Genomic DNA, 17,727 nt, shown 5'->3' on the forward strand with positions numbered 1-17,727 from the left:
TGGCGTGGCTGCTATCTTCAGCGGGAATCTCACTATAAGGAAATCCTATGAAAGTCATGAAAGCTGTTTTGCTGGCAAGCCTCGCCGCCTGTTCATTACCGGCATTAGCCGCAGGTGAAGGCGTAAAGAATCCGCTGAGCGTGCACGTACTGAATTTGCAGACCGGCGTGCCGACGGCTGGCGTCACGGTTGAGCTGGAGCAGCAGCAGCAGCAGGGGTGGGTCAAACTGGCGTCTGGCGTAACCGATAAGAATGGCCGTATTGCTGCGCTTTACCCGGAAGGAAAAAGCATGGCAGAGGGTGATTACAAAGTGGTATTCAAAACCGGTGACTACTATAAACAGCACAGTCAGCCCACCTTCTTCCCGGAGATCCCGGTGATCTTCCACGTGGAGAAAAGCGGTGAGCACTATCATATCCCGCTGCTGCTCAGTCAGTATGGCTACTCGACTTATCGCGGCAATTAAATAAAAAAAGGGCAACGGAGCCAGGACTGCTCCGTTGCCCGGGGTGCGAACGTTCACCCAAGCCACATCACTATAAGCGTCGGACATCCTCGCAGGTCAGCCCGATATCTTTCAGCTGCGCAGCGCTCAGCCTTGATAAAATCTGTCGGGTGCAGGCGCGCAGTCGGCGTGCCTGCCAGCGTCGATAAGGCACAATAAAGATCGCTTTAATCAGTGCCCAGCTAAAAGGCTTCGCTGCTCTGTTTGCTTCAAACTCCATTATTGCCTCCTCATCAATCCCGTTGTCTGACTGCTATTTTGTCTGTAATGTGATTCAGGATACAGATGCAAAAAACACATTTAATTGACATACAGAATGGGCGAAATTGGCTCTGAATGGTGATTTTCGCCGTCATCTGTACTGGTTTCTGGCAAAGTGATGGGCGAGGTAGGATACGATGACGCGTTATCAACATCTGGCAGAACTGCTGGCCCAGCGTATTGAGCAGGGGTTGTATCAGTCGGGGGAGAGGCTGCCGTCGGTGCGGGCGCTAAGTGCCGAACACGGCGTCAGTATCAGCACCGTGCAGCAGGCTTACTACCTGCTGGAAGAAAAGCAGCTGATTACCCCGCAGCCGCGTTCCGGCTACTTCGTCACGCCGCGTAAGGCAGCACCGCCGTTGCCACCCATTACCCGTCCGGTACAGCGCCCGGTAGAGATTACCCAGTGGGATACCGTGATGGAGCTGCTTAATGCGCGGCTGGATAATGACGTTCTACAGTTAGGCAGCGGCACGCCAAATATCGACCCGCCAACGCTGAAGCCCCTGTGGAAAATCATCAGCCGCCTTGGGCAGCAGCAGGATCCGCGGCTGCTGAACTATGACAATCTGTATGGCGTGGCCGAGCTGCGTGAACAGATCGCCCGCCTGATGATTGACAGTGGCTGTCAGCTGGTGGCCGATGACGTGATTATCACCACCGGCTGTCATGAAGCACTGTCGGTTTCAATCCGTGCCATCTGTCAGGCTGGCGATATTGTTGCCGTTGAATCTCCGGCGTTTCACGGCACCATGCAAACTCTGCGCGGTTTCGGGATCCGCGCCATTGAGATCCCCACCGATTCCGTCAGCGGTATCAGCCTTGAAGCGCTGGAACTGGCCTTCGAGCAGTGGCCGATCAAAGCGGTAGTGGTAGTACCCAACTGCAATAATCCGCTGGGTTTTGTCATGCCAACCGCGCGTAAACAGGCGCTGCTGTCGCTGGCGCAGCGCTTCGATATCGCGATCATCGAAGATGATGTGTATGGCGAACTGGCGTTTGACTATCCCCGGCCAATGACCATCAAGTCGCTGGATACAGATGGCCGCGTGCTGCTGTGCAGCTCCTTTTCAAAAACGCTGGCACCCGGACTGCGGGTCGGCTGGGTCGTACCGGGGCGCTATTTCGACCGCGTACTGCATATGAAATATATCAGCACCGGCTCGACCGCCACCCAGACGCAGATGGCAGTGGCGGCGTTTATTCGTCAGGGCCATTACCAGCCGCATCTGCGGCGGATGCGCAGTTTTTATCAACGTAACCTGGAGACGTTTACCCGCCGGGTGCGGCACCATTTTCCCTGCGGGATCTGCGTGACGCGCCCGCAGGGCGGTTTTCTTATCTGGGTAGAGCTGCCGGAACCCTTTGATGCCTGGCAACTCAATCAGGATCTGCGCGCTTCCGGCGTTCAGGTCGCGATTGGTTCACTGTTCTCGGCCTCCGGTAAATACCGAAACTGCCTGCGCCTCAGCTATGCCCAGGCTTTCAGTGAACAGATTGAAAAAGCGCTGGAGATACTTGGCTCCGCGGTTGAGCGGGCGATGCTAAGCTGCCTGCCGGCGATGGAGGTGAAGGAAGAGGGCAGGGTCAGCGAGAAGGAACACAGCTGACCCTGGCGGGCGGCGTGAAGGCTGCCCACGCCGCCACTATAGCGACCATCGCTCGGGTTAAAAGGCCGTGATATCAACGCTGCGTAACGTCTTCACGGCTTTTTAACGCGGTTGCAGCGGGCGACATTTTATTGCGTGGCGCGCCCCAAATATCCATCCCAGTCTTTCCAGACCGGCTGTAGCCCGGCACGCACCAGCGCTTCGGCCACCTGCTGCGCAGTGCGCGCATCGTGCGGGGCGAACTGCTCCAGCTCCGGTCGGTTATCGGCGTAGCCGCCCGGTTGCGTTTTTGAAAAGGCGCTGACGCTGTTGATCGCCAGCGGCACCACGCTGTCGCGAAACTGCGGGGATTCCCGCGTCGACAGCGAAAGCTCCACCTCCGGTGCGAACAGTCGGAACGCGCAAATCACCTGCACCAGCTGCGCTTCATCCATAATCGACGCCGGCTCAATGCCACCCGCGCACGGGCGCAGCCGCGGGAAGGAGATAGAGTAGCGCGTCTGCCAGTAGTGCTGCTGTAGCCACAGCAGATGCTCCGCCAGCATAAAGCAGTCGGTGCGCCAGCTGTCCGACAGCCCAATCAGCGCGCCGAGGCCGATCTTGTCGATCCCCGCCCTGCCTAAACGATCCTGAGTCTCCAGCCGGTAGAAAAAGTCCTGTTTGTTACCCTTAAGATGATGCTGACTATAAACCGCCGGGTGGTAGGTCTCCTGATATACCAGTACCCCGTCAAGGCCCAGCGTTTTCAGCTCGGCATAGTCAGGCTCGTCCATCGGTTGCACCTCCATCATCAGTGAACTGAAGCGCTGACGAATGGCGGGAAAGTGCTGGCGGAAATAGTCCATGCCGACTTTGGTCTGATGCTCGCCGGTGACCAGCAGCAGGTGATCGAAGCCCATGGCGCGGATCGCCTCGCACTCGCGGGCGATCTCTTCCCCGTTCAGCGTCTTGCGCTTGATGCGGTTGCTCATCGAGAAGCCGCAGTAGGTGCAGTCATTGGCGCACAGATTAGAGAGATAGAGCGGAACATAGAAGCTGACGGTGTTGCCAAAACGCTGGCGCGTCAGGCGCTGGGCCTTCTGCGCCATCGGCTCAATATAGGCGGCAGCAGCGGGTGAGAGCAGCGCCATCAGGTCTTCGCGGTTCATTTTGGCCGCGTTCAGAGCGCGTTCGACATCGGCGGCTTTTTTGCCGTTGATGCGCATGCGGATATCGTCCCAGTCGATGGTTTCCCACTGCGATATAAAACTTTTCATGCGCCTGCTCCGGCTGAGAGAAACGCGGTCAGCGGGCTGCTGGCCACCGCCTGCGCCGCGGTGCCGCCCAGGCCACTGCGCCGCGCCAGATCACCGGCTTCAACCGCCAGCTTAAAGGCGCGCGCCATCTGCACCGGATCTTGTGCGACCGCAATGGCGGTATTCACCAGCACGGCATCCGCCCCCAGTTCCAGCGCTTCGCTGGCGTGGCTCGGCGCGCCAATCCCGGCGTCAATCACCACTGGCACACTGGCCTGTTCAATGATGATGGCCAGGAAATCACGGCTTTTCAGCCCCATATTGCTGCCAATCGGCGCGCCGAGCGGCATCACTGCCGAACAGCCTACCTCTTCGAGCCGCTTGCAGAGTACCGGGTCGGCACCGCAGTAGGGCAGCACCACAAAACCCTCTTTAACCAGCTGTTCCGCGGCCTTTAACGTTTCAATGGGGTCCGGCAGCAGATAGCGCACGTCGGGGTGGATCTCGAGCTTCAGCCAGTGTGTGCCCAGCGCCTCACGCGCCAGGCGGGCGGCAAAAATGGCCTCTTCAGCGGTTTTTGCCCCGGAGGTGTTCGGTAAAAGCTGCACGCCGAGCTGCTGCAGCGGCAGCAAAATGCCGTCATCGCCGCCGCGCAGGTCTATCCGCTTCATTGCCATCGTAACCAGCTGCGAGCCGGAAGCGCGGATCGCTTCCAGCATCAGCGCCGGGCTGGCAAACTTTCCGGTGCCGGTGAACAGGCGTGATGAGAACGTTTTATCTGCGATCTGTAACATATTAACCTCCGGCGATGGCCTGAAAAATAACCAGTTCATCGCCCTCCTGTAAGCGGACGAGCGGCCAGCGTTCGCGTGGCACGATAGCCTGATTCAGCGCCAGCGCGGTGCCGGGCTGGTGGCGCTGCAGCTGTTGCAGCAGGTCGTTCAGCGTTTCATCCCCACCCAGCGTCAGGCTTTCATCATTGACAATCACCTTCATGCTGCGACCCCGCATACCGGGCAGCCAGAGCTGCGCGTCAGTGAGAGAGTGCGCCAGGTCTGCTGGCGGCCATCAAACAGGCGCAGCTTGCCGTCGAGCGGTGAGGCTTCCCCGGCCAGCATCTTCAGGGCCTCCAGCGCCTGCAGCGTGCCGATGGTGCCAACCACCGGGCCAAGCACCCCAGCGGTGCGGCAGTTGCGCTGCGGTTCGCTGTCATCCGGCCACAGGCAGCGGTAGCAACCGTGGGCAAACGGCGGCGTCAGAACCAGCAGCTGACCGCCAAAGCCAACCGCGCTGCCGCTGATCAGCGCCGTATTGCTGGCAATACAGGCGGCATTCACCGCATGGCGGGTTGGCATGTTGTCGCTGCAGTCGAGCACCAGATCAACGCTGCTCATCAGCCCCGCCAGCGAATCGGCATCCAGCCGCCGGCTGAGGGCAATCGCCTCTATCTGCGGATTCAGCGCCAGCAGGTGATTTTTCGCCAGCTCCGCCTTTGGCTGCCCGGTTTCGCTGCTGCGGTAGAGGATCTGGCGCTGCAGGTTACTTATGTGCAGCTGGTCATCATCGGCCAGTAGCAGCTTGCCGACGCCTGCTGCCGCCAGATAGAGTGCAGCGGGAGCACCCAGCCCGCCGAGACCGACAATCAGCACGCTGGCTGCCTGGAGCTTCTCCTGGGCATCCAGCCCAAACTCTTCCAGCAGCAGCTGGCGGCTGTAGCGCAAAAAATCCTGGTCGCTAAGCATGAGGCGCGCCCTCAGGCTCCGCGAGATCGAGCAGCCGGCGCGTGGCGTCACGCCAGTCGGCGGCCTGGGTGATTGCGCTAACGACGGCAATACTGCCGACGCCGGTCGCCAGCACCTGAGGCGCACGCGCCAGGCTGATCCCGCCGATCGCCACCGTGGAAATACCGCGCAGCCGCTGAATATGGCGCGTCAGCTCTTCCAGCCCCTGCGGATTGGACGGCATCTCCTTGGTCTGCGTTGGGAAGACGTGGCCCAGCGCGATATAGGAAGGGCGCTCGGCCAGCGCCCGATCCAGCTCGCTATCATCGTGGGTGGAGAGGCCCAGCCGCAGCCCGGCAGCATGAATGGCATCCAGGTCGGCGACATCAAGATCTTCCTGCCCGAGGTGCACGCCATACGCCTGATATTTGATCGCCAGCCGCCAGTAATCGTTAATAAACAGCCGCGCCTGGTAGCGCTTGCCGAGGGCGATCGCTTCGGCAATCTGCTGTTCTACGGCTTCATCCGCACGGTCTTTAATGCGCAGCTGGATAGTGCGGACGCCCGCCTCCAGCAGGCGCGCAATCCATTCCACGGTATCGACAACCGGGTAAAGGCCCAGGCGGGCGGCGGTTGCAGGAAAGGCTTCACGGCTCATATTTTTTCCTCTGATTTCAGGGCATCGGCGCAGTGGTAAAGCTCAGCGCCACGGTGGCGAAACTCTTCTGACATCTGCGCCATACCGACTTCGATCGGCTGCGCTTCAGCCTGCTGGCGTGCGGCGTATTCGCGCACTTCTTGGGTGATTTTCATCGAACAGAATTTTGGCCCGCACATTGAGCAGAAGTGCGCGACCTTACCGGATTCCTGAGGCAGGGTTTCATCGTGGTAGCTGCGTGCGGTATGCGGATCGAGCGCGAGGTTAAACTGATCTTCCCAGCGGAATTCGAAGCGCGCTTTGGACATGGCGTTATCGCGGATCTGCGCACCGGGATGGCCCTTAGCGAGATCGGCGGCGTGCGCGGCGATTTTGTAGGTGATTAACCCCTGTTTGACATCTTCCTTGTTTGGCAGGCCGAGGTGCTCTTTTGGCGTGACGTAGCAGAGCATCGCGCAGCCAAACCAGCCGATCATCGCGGCACCAATGCCGGAGGTGAAGTGGTCATAACCGGGGGCAATATCGGTGGTCAGCGGGCCGAGCGTGTAGAACGGCGCTTCGTGGCAGTGCTCCAGCTGTTCGGTCATATTGACGCGGATCATTTGCATCGGGACATGACCTGGCCCTTCGATCATCACCTGTACGTCATACTCCCAGGCAATTTTGGTCAGTTCCCCGAGCGTGCGCAGCTCTGCAAACTGTGCTTCATCGTTGGCATCCTGAATTGAGCCGGGGCGCAGACCATCCCCGAGCGACAGCGATACATCGTAGGCCGCGCAGATCTCGCAGATTTCACGAAAATGCTGATACAGAAAACTTTCCTGATGATGTGACAGGCACCACTTCGCCATAATCGAACCGCCGCGTGACACAATGCCGGTCAGGCGTTTGGCGGTCATTGGAACGTAGCGCAGCAGCACGCCAGCATGAATGGTGAAGTAGTCGACGCCCTGTTCCGCCTGCTCCAGCAGGGTATCGCGGAAAATTTCCCAGTTGAGATCTTCCGCCACGCCGTTAACTTTCTCCAGCGCCTGATAGATGGGGACGGTACCAATCGGCAGCGGGCTGTTACGCAGGATCCATTCGCGGGTCTCGTGAATGTAGCGCCCGGTGGAGAGGTCCATCACCGTATCTGCCCCCCAGCGCGCCGACCACACCAGTTTTTCTACCTCCTCTTCGATAGAGGAGCTGACCGCCGAGTTGCCGATATTGGCGTTAATTTTCACCAGGAAATTGCGCCCGATAATCATCGGCTCCGATTCCGGATGGTTAATATTCGCCGGGATGATTGCCCGACCGCTGGCCACCTCCTGGCGCACAAATTCGGCGCTGATATCCTGCGGCAGCTGCGCGCCAAAGCTGTGACCCGGATGCTGTTGGCGCAGCACCTCGCTACGAATGCGCTCGCGGCCCATGTTTTCACGGATGGCGATAAACTCCATTTCCGGGGTAATGATCCCCCGCCGTGCATAGTGCATCTGCGTGACGCAGCGCCCCTTTAGCGCCCGACGCGGGCGTGGAAGGTGATCAAACCGCAGGTGATCCAGCCCCTCATCGGCCAGGCGCTGCTGGGTCCAGGCGGAGCTAAGCTCTGTGACCTCCTGAGAATCGCCACGCTCGGCAATCCAGTTCAGGCGCAGCTTGCTGAGCCCGGCACGCAGATCCACCGTTGCCTGCGGGTCGCCGTATGGCCCGGCGGTGTCGTAGACCGGAATCGGCTCGTTGGCTTCAAGTTCAGGGTTATCCTTACTGCCGCCTGACACTGTCGGGCTGAGCTGGATCGCGCGCATCGGCACGCGGATATCGGCACGGGAGCCGGTCAGATAGATACGTTCAGAGTTAGGGAAAGCAGTGCCCTGCAGCGAGTCAATAAACTGCTGTGCGGCGGCGCGTTGTTCACGACGATGGGTTTTTTTAGTAGCAATAGACATAGCAAGTTCCTGTTTCATCGGGAAGTTTGCTTGCCTGGAGGCGGGAGTAATAAGAACGATACGGAAATACGCATCCGTAGCGTAATAACAGATTTACTCTTGTTCCCTTCGCAGGTACTAACCTGATCAGGTTCCGCGGATCCCGAATTAACGGTCTCAGCCCCTTAGGGCACTCCGACAAGATATCGATTGGTTTTCTGGTTACTACGCCAGAATTCCCAATCTCGAATTGACAATACGCAGGGGCGAGGCATGCCTCGCCCTAACCCCTCAAGCATAAAGGGGCTTTTTGCAAACTACAAGAGGATCACATTCTGATAACGTATCAGGCAGGGCGTGCAAGGGAAGATTGATTGGCAGCAGGTTGAATATCAGAGCCTTTTTCTAAAGCCAGTTTGATGAATTTATCCTCCAGCGTAAATCGCGCCTCCAGGGCTTCACCAACGGTAGAGAGGGCTTGCTGAAATTCCAGGCAGTTATCATGGTCGATAGCCGTTTCCAGATACGAGTCATAGACCTTCATGATCTGTTCGGTATTCGCCTGGAGTGATGGGTAGATCAGCGCGGCTTTTGCCAGCTGCTCGGTCCCATCCATCTCTTGAATAAAACGTTCATAAACGGTGAAATGCCCGGTGGAGAGGTAATCCACAAGGTTCTGGCAAAAGGTATCCAGCGCATTTTCATCAAGCGTAGTCATCGATTCCTTGTTAGGCTTGATGCCAACCATCTGGTAATACGCGACCAGCAACTGCTTACGCGCGTGCAGACAAAAATCGACCAGTTCACTGCAACCGCCGACGCGCGCGGTGAGATTTTCTAACTGGTTAAGCATGTTCAACTCCGTGAGTGTTATTTTTAACGTCTGACCTCAATCCAGTTTAAAACTGAGGATGATGAAAAATTTATGGAACGTGAAATTTTAAGCGTAGACGCTGGCTGGTGGATTGTCAGCCAGGAACACAAAATTTGGTTACCAAAAGGCGAATTACCGTACGGTGGGGCCGTTGAACTGGACCTTGTGGGATCGACAGGATCGATAATTGGTGAGTGGCAGGGTGAACCGGTATGGCTGATCCGTGCCACCCGACCGCAGGAGATGGGATCGCTACGTCAGCTACTGGATCAGGAGAGTGGCCTGTTCCAACTCGTCGGGCGCGGTATTCAGCTGGCGGAGTTTTACCGCTCGCACCGCTGGTGCGGCTACTGCGGCCATGAAATGCACCACAGCAAAACAGAGTGGGCCTGCCTGTGCAGCCACTGTCGCCAACGCTACTATCCGCAGATTGCGCCGTGCATCATCGTGGCAATCCGCCGTGGCGAAGAGATCCTGCTGGCGCAACATACCCGCCATCGTAACGGCATCTATACCGTGCTGGCCGGATTTGTCGAAGTGGGGGAAACCCTGGAGCAGACCGTGGCGCGTGAAGTGATGGAAGAGAGCGGGATCAAAGTGAAAAACCTGCGCTATGTCTCCTCCCAGCCCTGGCCGTTCCCGCAGTCGCTAATGATGGCGTTTATGGCCGACTACGACAGCGGGGAGATAGTCATCGACCCGAAAGAGCTGCTCGACGCGGGCTGGTATCGCTTTGATGCGCTGCCGCAGCTGCCGCCGGCAGGAACCGTGGCACGCCGCCTGATCGAAGATACCGTCGCCCTGTGCCGGGCAGAAGCAGAATCCTGATCACCCCGTTGCTTTATTTCTGCAATAAATTCAAATATTATCGGGCTCAAGGATGAGCCTGCAAATAAATAAGAAAAATCCATAATTAAAAGCGGTTAAAAAATACAGTCTCACGTTATTGGAGTTTTTTATTTCTATTGGTTTATTTTTTCCAGAAAGGACGTGAATTGTGATGCGGCGATTATTCTGCTGAAGATTAACACGTGCCGGGAGCATAAGGATGATGTGTGGGAAAACAGACTGTATTATCAGGTCAGACATGAAAAAAAATTGGCCGCTGTGGGGGATTTGGATCTTCTGGGGATGTGCGATCGTCGCCTTTGCGCTGTCTCAGAAAAGAATCATGTACCTCCTGGCTATCGCCGCAGGACTCTGTATTTTATTTTTATTTATCTTATCTTTGCACAAAAAAAGGATGGTTGCTCACGTGCTTAATTTCTCCAAAAAAGACCGCGATGCAGGCGTAGGTAAAAATGCTCCTGCCCTAAATACTGAACCCGCCAAAGCCGCTACTAGTGAACGTCATGACGACCTGATGATTAAAGAAACGACTATTTCACTCGGCTCGGTATTGCGGGGGGAAATAACCAATGAAAATAATATTACGGTTAATGGTACGGTCGAAGGAAACATTACCAGCCAGAAAATCACGCAGATTGGTAAAGAGGGAAGCGTTGTCGGCACGGTGAAATCCGCAAAGCTCGTCATTAACGGTTTACTTAAGGGAAGCTGCCACGCGGGAAGCGTCACTATTATGTCCCGTGGCCGGGTAGAGGGGGAGATCTACACTAACGAGCTGGCTATTGAAAAAGGGGGGGCCTTTATTGGTATGTCTCATCAGGTTGACGATGAGATGGCACTAGCCAGTAAGAGAGAGAAAAGGCCGACTGAGGCCAGCCATAAAGCCCCTGCTGCGCTGGCTGCCGTTGAAGATAATCCTCTGAGCTCCCAGGCGTTAACCCTCACAAAGTAAGCTTACCCCTTTGGCTGCACCAAGATTGCACGACTACAGTAGGGGGGAGGCTCTCTTTGCGGTGCATTTTACTGCGCAGCCTCACGGTCAATTCCAGTAAATGTTACACTACAGGCATGACTGGAGAGAGAGCCTTAAGATGAGCGAATTGAAGAACGATCGTTACCTGCGCGCCCTGCTGCGCCAGCCGGTTGATGTGACCCCGGTGTGGATGATGCGCCAGGCCGGCCGTTATTTGCCGGAATATAAAGCCACGCGTGCCGTGGCCGGTGACTTTATGTCGCTGTGCAAAAATGCCGAACTGGCCTGCGAAGTCACGCTGCAGCCTCTGCGCCGCTACGCGCTGGATGCGGCGATCCTGTTCTCCGATATCCTGACGATCCCCGATGCGATGGGCCTGGGGCTGTATTTCGAAGCGGGCGAAGGTCCACGCTTCTCTAACCCGATTACCTGCCGTGCCGACGTAGAAAAGCTGCCCATTCCCGATCCTGAGCAGGAGCTGGGTTACGTAATGAACGCGGTGCGCACCATTCGTAGAAACCTCAACGGCGAAGTGCCGCTGATCGGTTTCTCCGGTAGCCCGTGGACGCTGGCGACCTATATGGTTGAAGGCGGCAGTAGTAAGGCTTTCACCAAGCTGAAAAAGATGATGTACGCCGAACCCGAAACCCTGCATCTGATGCTGGATAAGCTGGCGGACAGCGTCACCCAGTATCTCAATGCGCAGATCCGTGCCGGTGCACAGTCGGTGATGATTTTTGACACCTGGGGCGGCGTGCTGACCGGGCGCGATTATCTGGAGTTCTCACTTCACTACATGCACAAAATCGTCGATGGTCTGCTGCACGAGAACGAAGGCCGACGCGTGCCGGTAACGCTGTTTACCAAAGGGGGTGGACAGTGGCTGGAAGCCATGGCGGCGACAGGATGTGATGCGCTGGGTCTTGACTGGACCACCGACATTGCCGATGCACGTCGCCGCGTAGGCCATAAAGTGGCGCTGCAGGGCAATATGGACCCCTCCATGCTTTACGCATCGCCAGCACGTATCGAACAGGAAGTGGCGGGTATTCTTGAAGGCTTTGGCGAGGGTACCGGCCATGTCTTCAATCTGGGCCACGGCATTCATCAGGATGTTCCACCCGAAAACGCAGGTGTGTTTGTTGAAGCGGTGCATAAGCTTTCGCGCCCTTACCACCTCGGGTAAATCAGCCAGGGGGAGGAACTATGGATATCGCAGCATTACGTGACCAGCAGCAGCAATGCGCCGCTGAGGTGATTGTCCGGGATGATTTTGACGTGATGCCGCCGCGCCTGATTGGCGGGGCAGATGTCGGATTTGAACAGGGCGGTGAAGTGACGCGTGCCGCGCTGACGATCCTCGAATATCCCTCAATGCAGGTCATTGAGCATCGGGTGGCGCGTATTGCCACTACCATGCCCTATATTCCCGGCTTCCTCTCCTTCCGTGAAATGCCCGCACTACAGGCCGCCTGGCAGCTGCTGGAGCACCATCCTGACCTGCTGCTGGTGGACGGTCACGGCATTGCCCATCCGCGTCGCCTCGGCGTTGCCAGCCATTTTGGCCTGCTGGTGGATGTCCCCACCATCGGCGTGGCGAAAAAGCGCCTGTGCGGGAAGTTTACACCGCCCGGTGCTGCGCCAGGCAGCGTGGAACCCCTGATTGATAAAGAGCAGCAGCTTGGCTGGGTGCTGCGCAGTAAGCTGCGCTGTAATCCGCTGTTTATCTCTCCCGGGCATCGCGTCAGTCAGGCCACTGCGCTGCAGTGGGTGCAGAACTGCCTGCGCGGTTATCGCCTGCCGGAACCCACGCGCTGGGCGGATGCTATCGCCTCCCGGCGCCCGGCATTCAGTAAACTCTCCGCAGATTAGCATTCGTGCTGCCCAGTGGCTTTTCAGGTACACTGCGGCAAGCGCATTAATTCTGAGATCCCGATATGTTACGTAACCCGATTCATCTGCGGCTGGAAAAACTCGAAAGCTGGCAGCACGTTACTTTTATGGCCTGCCTGTGCGAACGTATGGCGCCCAACTACCGCGAGTTTTGTCAGCAAACCGGCTTTGGTGATGGCCAGCTCTATCGTCGTATTCTTGATCTGCTGTGGGAAACCCTGGTGGTGAAAGACGCCAAGGTTAACTTCGACAGCCAGCTGGAAAAACTGGAAGAGGCGATCCCCTCTGCCGATGATTACGATCTGTACGGTGTTTACCCGGCAATCGATGCCTGCGTGGCGCTGAGCGAACTGCTGCATTCTCGCCTCAGTGGTGAAACCTTCACCCACGCGGTTGCGGTCAGCGAGACCTCCATCACTACCGTCGCAATGCTGGAAATGACCCAGGCCGGCCGTGAAATGACCGAAGAAGAGCTAAAAGAGAATCCCGCTGTCGAAGAGGAATGGGACATCCAGTGGGAGATATTCCGCCTGCTCGCCGCCTGTGAGGAGCGGGACCTGGAACTGATAAAAGGACTGCGATCTGACCTGCGCGAATCCGGAATCAGTAATATCGGTATAAATTTTCAGCAGTAAGGCGACAAAACGTGACCTCAGGCCCGATTTGTCGCGCCTTTGGGCTTCACATTCGCCCCCAGTCTGGTCTACATTTGGGGGGCTGAAAAATGTGGCTATCGGTGCGTGTATGCAGGAGAGTGCCAGAATCTGGTTTTTCCCTCGCACTCGGTGCTTAGCAAGCGATAAATACACTGTAAGGATAACTTATGAACAAGACTCAACTGATTGATGTAATTGCGGACAAAGCGGACCTGTCTAAGACCCAGGCTAAAGCTGCTCTGGAATCCACCCTGGCTGCGATTACTGAGTCTCTGAAAGAAGGTGATGCTGTACAACTGGTTGGTTTTGGTACCTTTAAAGTTAACCACCGTGCTGAGCGTACTGGCCGCAACCCGCAGACTGGCAAAGAGATCAAAATTGCTGCTGCAAACGTACCGGCATTTGTATCTGGTAAAGCACTGAAAGACGCTGTTAAGTAATCGTCTAACGGTGAAGAGTTTAAACAGGGGGGCGGATTCGCCCCTTTTGTTTATCCTCATTTCAGCCTTCACTGTGTTTTCCCCTGCTGAAGCCTCTTTGCTGGCGCCAGGGTTGTGATACTCTTTTCGTCATGAAACTATCCCTTTGCAAACGCACCCTCTCTTTCGCCATGCTGCTGCTGTTAGCAGGCTGCAGTTCGCACTCCGATCTTCCCGACTTTACCGCCAGCGGCTATCTTGCCGATCGCGGTGCGGTGCGCATCTGGCGTAAAAATCACGACCAGCAGGTCGCCCATCTGATGACGGTGTATACGCCCTTCAGCGGTGGGGCGGTGGAAACCAGCGACTACCTGTGGCAGCAGGGCAAGCTTGTCTCGGTGGAGCGCCACATCATTGGCGCAGCACCTGATGACGTGATGTTGCGCTTTGATCTTGAAGGCAGGCTGAGCTTTATGCAGCGCCAGCTCTCCGGGCGGCGTGAGGCGCTCTCCGCTGACGCGGTGGCGCTGTATCAGTTTGATGCCCAGCGGATGCTGAAAGTCAGCGATGACCTGCTGGCAGGGCGCGTGCTGCTGCGTCAGGGCAGCTGGCAGCCGGATGGTTCGATTAAGACCTGCCAGGGCGAGCAGGCTCGCCCTGAGTTTACCCGTACTGAGCTGGGTTATATCGCCCGCCAGCAGCGTGACAAACCCGGAGCGGTGAGCGTAGCCTGGCTGGAAGCACCGGGCGGCACGCAGCTGTTGCAGGTCGCCAGCGATGACTTCTGCAGCAGTGAGCCTAAGGATGAGAGTTTTTAAGCATGAAAAAGGGGCGGATTAACCCTCCGCCCCTCAGGCTACCTGGCAGCAGGCGACAGCTTATCGCCCGCTGTTACTATTTACGATTAATCGCGCGATAGCCGATATCTTTACGGTAGAAGCTGCCATTCCAGGAGATTGGCTGCGCCAGCTGATAGGCACGCTTCTGTGCAGCGGCCACATCTTCACCCAGGGCGGTCACGCACAGCACGCGCCCACCGTTGGTCACCACCAGGTCGTCCTGCAGCGTTGTCCCGGCGTGGAACACCTTGCCATCCGCCACTTCTTCCAGCGGCAGACCGTGGATCTGCTCACCGTTGACGTAATCGCCCGGATACCCGCCAGCCGCCAGTACCACACCCAGTGAAGGGCGTGGATCCCAGACGGAGTCTTTCTCGTTCAGCTTGCCGTCAACGGCAGCCAGGCAGAGATCGACCAGATCCGACTGCAGGCGCAGCATGATCGGCTGCGTTTCTGGATCGCCAAAGCGGCAGTTAAACTCGATGACCTTCGGCTGGCCGCTCTTGTCGATCATCAGACCGGCGTACAGGAATCCGGTGTAAACGTTGCCTTCGCCCGCCATGCCGCGCACGGTTGGCCAGATCACTTCGTCCATCACCTTCTGGTGGATCTCGTCGGTTACCACCGGAGCCGGGGAGTAAGCTCCCATGCCGCCAGTGTTCGGGCCGGTATCACCATCGCCAACGCGTTTGTGATCCTGGCTGGTGGCCATCGGTAAGACGTTCTCACCATCAACCATTACGATAAAGCTGGCTTCTTCGCCATCGAGGAACTCTTCCACCACGATGCGGTGACCTGCGTCGCCAAAGGCGTTACCAGCCAGCATATCCTGAATGGCGTCTTCCGCTTCCTGCAGCGTCATCGCGACGATCACGCCTTTACCTGCCGCCAGCCCGTCGGCCTTAATGACGATCGGCGCGCCTTTCTCGCGCACGTAAGCCAGTGCAGGCTCAACGTCCGTGAAGTTCTGGTATTCGGCCGTCGGGATCTTGTGGCGTGCGAGGAAGTCTTTGGTGAACGCCTTCGAGCCTTCCAGCTGCGCAGCGGCCTGAGTGGGTCCAAAGATCTTGAGACCCGCAGCGCGGAAAGCATCAACGACGCCAATCACCAGCGGTGCTTCCGGGCCAACGATGGTCAGGTCGATTTTCTCCTTCTGCGCAAAGCTCAGCAGGCCCTGAATATCGGTTGGGCTGATAGCCACGTTCTGCAACGCGGGTTCCAGCGCAGTACCGGCATTGCCCGGCGCAACAAACACGGTCTCAGCCAGCGGGGACTGAGCGGCTTTCCAGGCCAGCGCGTGTTCACGGCCGCCATTACCAATCACTAAAATTTTCATCTGAGGCTCCGTAATTAATGGCGGAAGTGGCGCATGTCGGTGAAGATCATTGCAATGCCGTGCTCATCCGCGGCGGCAATCACTTCATCATCACGGATCGAACCACCCGGCTGGATCACACAGGTAATACCCACGGCCGCAGCGGCATCAATACCGTCGCGGAACGGGAAGAAAGCGTCTGACGCCATCGCAGAACCTTTCACTTCCAGGCCTTCATCGGCGGCTTTAATTCCGGCGATTTTCGCGGAGTAAACGCGGCTCATCTGACCGGCACCAATACCAATTGTCACATTGTCGCGTGCGTAGACGATGGCATTCGACTTCACGAACTTCGCCACTTTCCAGCAGAACAGCGCATCACGCAGCTCCTGCTCGGACGGCTGACGTTTGCTGACCACGCGCAGCTGGCTCTCATTCACCATGCCGAGGTCACGATCCTGCACCAGCAGGCCGCCGTTAACGCGTTTGAAATCGAGCGCGCTCTGGCGCTGCTGCCACTGACCACAGGTCAGCACGCGCACGTTCTGTTTGGCAGCGGTCACTTTCAACGCTGCTTCAGTGGCCGCAGGCGCGATGATCACTTCCACGAACTGGCGGCTGATGATCGCCTGCGCGGTGGCTTCGTCCAGCTCGCGGTTAAAGGCAATGATGCCGCCGAAAGCAGAGGTCGGGTCAGTTTTGTACGCGCGCTCGTAAGCATCGAGAATGGAAGCGCCAACGGCGACACCGCACGGGTTAGCGTGCTTGACGATCACGCAGGCTGGCTGGTCGAACTCTTTCACGCACTCCAGCGCCGCATCAGTATCGGCAATGTTGTTGTAAGAGAGCGCTTTGCCCTGCACCTGCTGTGCCGTTGCCACCGAAGCTTCAGCAACATTCTCTTCTATATAGAAGGCAGCATCCTGATGGCTGTTCTCGCCGTAGCGCATATCCTGCTTCTTGATGAAGTTCAGGTTGAGGGTACGTGGGAAGCGGCCGGATGGCGCGGTAGTTTCGCCGTGGTAAGCCGGCACCAGGCTACCGAAGTAGTTGGCAATCATGCTGTCGTAGGCGGCAGTGTGTTCGAAGGCTTTAATCGCCAGGTCGAAGCGGGTTTCAAGCGTCAGCGAGTTGTCGTTGGCATCCAGCTCCGCAATGATGGCCTGGTAGTCACTGCTCTTCACCACGATCGCCACGTCTTTGTGGTTCTTCGCCGCAGAGCGCACCATGGTCGGGCCGCCGATGTCAATGTTCTCAACGGCGTCTGCCAGCGAGCAGCCTTCCCGCGCCACGGTCTGGGCAAACGGATAGAGGTTAACGACAACAATATCAATAGGGGAGATGCCGTGCTCAGCCATGATGGCATCATCCTGGTCGCGGCGCCCCAGGATGCCACCATGCACTTTCGGGTGCAGCGTTTTGACGCGTCCATCCATCATTTCCGGGAAACCGGTGTAGTCAGACACTTCAGTGACGGGCAGGCCAGCCTCTGCCAGCAGGCGTGCAGTACCGCCAGTGGACAGCAGCTCGACGCCACGTTGGGAAAGCGCCTGAGCGAATTCGAGGATACCGGCTTTATCAGACACGCTGAGCAGCGCGCGGCGTAGAGGACGACGTTGTTGCATGAGGTTTATCCCTTGGGCTTTGGATCGCATATAAAGAGCGTTATATGAGGCTTAGCGATCTCTTTCTATATATAGAAGAGAAATAAGTCTCAGGTAACGCCCCTGAGGGGGCTTCCGTTTGCGCGGGGCATTGTAGCGAAAACGATTGCGCGATGCTCGTCAAAATTACGCTGTTGCGACGAATGTGGATAAGTTTGTGCATAAGCAGGTATAAAGCAGGCTTTTGCTGGGGATTGCAGCAAACAGTCAAATTATCGCAAATTAGCCCTTGTCACTCGTCAGGATCTCCCTATAATGCGCAACCACTGAGACGGCACAACGGCTTACCGGCCAGCGGCTCAGGAGGTTCAGGAAGTATCTGAACCGCCGGAAAAACTTCTCAA

19 protein-coding genes and 1 riboswitch are annotated in these 17,727 nt (G+C 57.2%); of the genes, 9 read left to right on the forward strand and 10 right to left on the reverse strand.

Translation table 11 applies throughout. The features are described from left to right. The first annotated feature begins 47 nt into the window (after nucleotides 1-47). Complete coding sequence (uraH, locus tag QLG07_RS23465; protein ID WP_048914314.1) at nucleotides 48-467, forward strand: hydroxyisourate hydrolase; 420 nt, start codon at nucleotides 48-50, stop codon at nucleotides 465-467. Nucleotides 468-537: 70 nt separating this feature from the next. Here uraH and QLG07_RS23470 read toward each other — a convergent pair whose 3' ends face one another. Next, nucleotides 538-726, reverse strand: coding sequence for a DUF1127 domain-containing protein (locus tag QLG07_RS23470; protein WP_048914315.1), 189 nt, complete (start codon nucleotides 724-726; stop codon nucleotides 538-540). 178 nt (nucleotides 727-904) lie between these two features. Between QLG07_RS23470 and QLG07_RS23475 the strand changes: the two genes are divergently transcribed. After that, nucleotides 905-2,377, forward strand: a complete 1,473-nt coding sequence (locus QLG07_RS23475) for a PLP-dependent aminotransferase family protein (protein ID WP_282470265.1) — start codon at nucleotides 905-907, stop codon at nucleotides 2,375-2,377. 128 nt (nucleotides 2,378-2,505) lie between these two features. Here QLG07_RS23475 and thiH read toward each other — a convergent pair whose 3' ends face one another. The 7 genes from thiH to QLG07_RS23510 form a co-directional block, all read right to left on the reverse strand. Continuing rightward, entirely contained in the window at nucleotides 2,506-3,633 is a 1,128-nt protein-coding gene (thiH, locus tag QLG07_RS23480; RefSeq protein ID WP_282470266.1) for a 2-iminoacetate synthase ThiH, read from the reverse strand. After that, nucleotides 3,630-4,406, reverse strand: a complete 777-nt coding sequence (locus QLG07_RS23485) for a thiazole synthase (RefSeq protein WP_282470267.1) — start codon at nucleotides 4,404-4,406, stop codon at nucleotides 3,630-3,632. Before QLG07_RS23485 ends, thiH begins: the two co-directional genes overlap by 4 nt. Nucleotide 4,407: 1 nt before the next feature. Next, the gene (thiS, locus tag QLG07_RS23490) at nucleotides 4,408-4,608 is read right to left on the reverse strand and encodes a sulfur carrier protein ThiS (RefSeq protein ID WP_048914319.1); all 201 of its coding nucleotides are present in this window, start codon (nucleotides 4,606-4,608) and stop codon (nucleotides 4,408-4,410) included. Continuing rightward, the gene (locus QLG07_RS23495) at nucleotides 4,605-5,354 is read right to left on the reverse strand and encodes a HesA/MoeB/ThiF family protein (protein ID WP_282470268.1); all 750 of its coding nucleotides are present in this window, start codon (nucleotides 5,352-5,354) and stop codon (nucleotides 4,605-4,607) included. The genes thiS and QLG07_RS23495 overlap by 4 nt, the downstream gene beginning before the upstream one ends. Continuing rightward, nucleotides 5,347-5,991: a thiamine phosphate synthase gene (thiE, locus tag QLG07_RS23500; protein WP_099755100.1), complete on the reverse strand. Its 645-nt coding sequence runs from the start codon at nucleotides 5,989-5,991 to the stop codon at nucleotides 5,347-5,349. The genes QLG07_RS23495 and thiE overlap by 8 nt, the downstream gene beginning before the upstream one ends. Next, nucleotides 5,988-7,922 (reverse strand): phosphomethylpyrimidine synthase ThiC, encoded by a 1,935-nt coding sequence (thiC, locus tag QLG07_RS23505; protein ID WP_282470269.1) that lies wholly within the window; start codon nucleotides 7,920-7,922, stop codon nucleotides 5,988-5,990. Before thiC ends, thiE begins: the two co-directional genes overlap by 4 nt. 86 nt (nucleotides 7,923-8,008) lie before the next feature. Then, nucleotides 8,009-8,109: riboswitch (TPP riboswitch) on the reverse strand. A gap of 138 nt (nucleotides 8,110-8,247) precedes the next feature. Further along, nucleotides 8,248-8,754, reverse strand: a complete 507-nt coding sequence (locus QLG07_RS23510; protein WP_048914323.1) for an Rsd/AlgQ family anti-sigma factor — start codon at nucleotides 8,752-8,754, stop codon at nucleotides 8,248-8,250. A gap of 72 nt (nucleotides 8,755-8,826) precedes the next feature. On the opposite strand from QLG07_RS23510, the gene nudC reads away from it, so the two are divergent. From nudC to QLG07_RS23545, 7 genes are all read left to right on the forward strand, one after another. Continuing rightward, entirely contained in the window at nucleotides 8,827-9,603 is a 777-nt protein-coding gene (gene nudC / locus QLG07_RS23515) for an NAD(+) diphosphatase (protein ID WP_133622222.1), read from the forward strand. Nucleotides 9,604-9,862: 259 nt separating this feature from the next. Then, nucleotides 9,863-10,576, forward strand: coding sequence for a polymer-forming cytoskeletal protein (locus tag QLG07_RS23520; protein ID WP_282470270.1), 714 nt, complete (start codon nucleotides 9,863-9,865; stop codon nucleotides 10,574-10,576). 139 nt (nucleotides 10,577-10,715) lie between these two features. Beyond that, entirely contained in the window at nucleotides 10,716-11,783 is a 1,068-nt protein-coding gene (gene hemE / locus QLG07_RS23525) for a uroporphyrinogen decarboxylase (RefSeq protein ID WP_282470271.1), read from the forward strand. Between the two features lie 20 nt (nucleotides 11,784-11,803). Then, the gene (gene nfi / locus QLG07_RS23530; RefSeq protein WP_048914327.1) at nucleotides 11,804-12,469 is read left to right on the forward strand and encodes a deoxyribonuclease V; all 666 of its coding nucleotides are present in this window, start codon (nucleotides 11,804-11,806) and stop codon (nucleotides 12,467-12,469) included. Nucleotides 12,470-12,534: 65 nt separating this feature from the next. Beyond that, the gene (locus QLG07_RS23535) at nucleotides 12,535-13,125 is read left to right on the forward strand and encodes a YjaG family protein (RefSeq protein WP_048914328.1); all 591 of its coding nucleotides are present in this window, start codon (nucleotides 12,535-12,537) and stop codon (nucleotides 13,123-13,125) included. A 188-nt stretch (nucleotides 13,126-13,313) separates the two neighbouring features. Next, the gene (hupA, locus tag QLG07_RS23540; RefSeq protein ID WP_002438605.1) at nucleotides 13,314-13,586 is read left to right on the forward strand and encodes a nucleoid-associated protein HU-alpha; all 273 of its coding nucleotides are present in this window, start codon (nucleotides 13,314-13,316) and stop codon (nucleotides 13,584-13,586) included. Between the two features lie 131 nt (nucleotides 13,587-13,717). Beyond that, on the forward strand, nucleotides 13,718-14,383 hold the full coding sequence (locus QLG07_RS23545; RefSeq protein ID WP_282470272.1) for a DUF1481 domain-containing protein: 666 nt from the start codon (nucleotides 13,718-13,720) through the stop codon (nucleotides 14,381-14,383). 76 nt (nucleotides 14,384-14,459) lie between these two features. On the opposite strand, the gene purD is transcribed toward QLG07_RS23545, so the two are convergent. After that, complete coding sequence (gene purD / locus QLG07_RS23550) at nucleotides 14,460-15,740, reverse strand: phosphoribosylamine--glycine ligase (RefSeq protein ID WP_099755108.1); 1,281 nt, start codon at nucleotides 15,738-15,740, stop codon at nucleotides 14,460-14,462. 14 nt (nucleotides 15,741-15,754) lie between these two features. Beyond that, nucleotides 15,755-17,344, reverse strand: coding sequence for a bifunctional phosphoribosylaminoimidazolecarboxamide formyltransferase/IMP cyclohydrolase (purH, locus tag QLG07_RS23555; protein ID WP_048914331.1), 1,590 nt, complete (start codon nucleotides 17,342-17,344; stop codon nucleotides 15,755-15,757). Nucleotides 17,345-17,727: the final 383 nt, after the last annotated feature.

This window comes from Erwinia sp. V90_4 (assembly GCF_029967685.1).
GTDB lineage: Bacteria > Pseudomonadota > Gammaproteobacteria > Enterobacterales > Enterobacteriaceae > Erwinia > Erwinia aphidicola.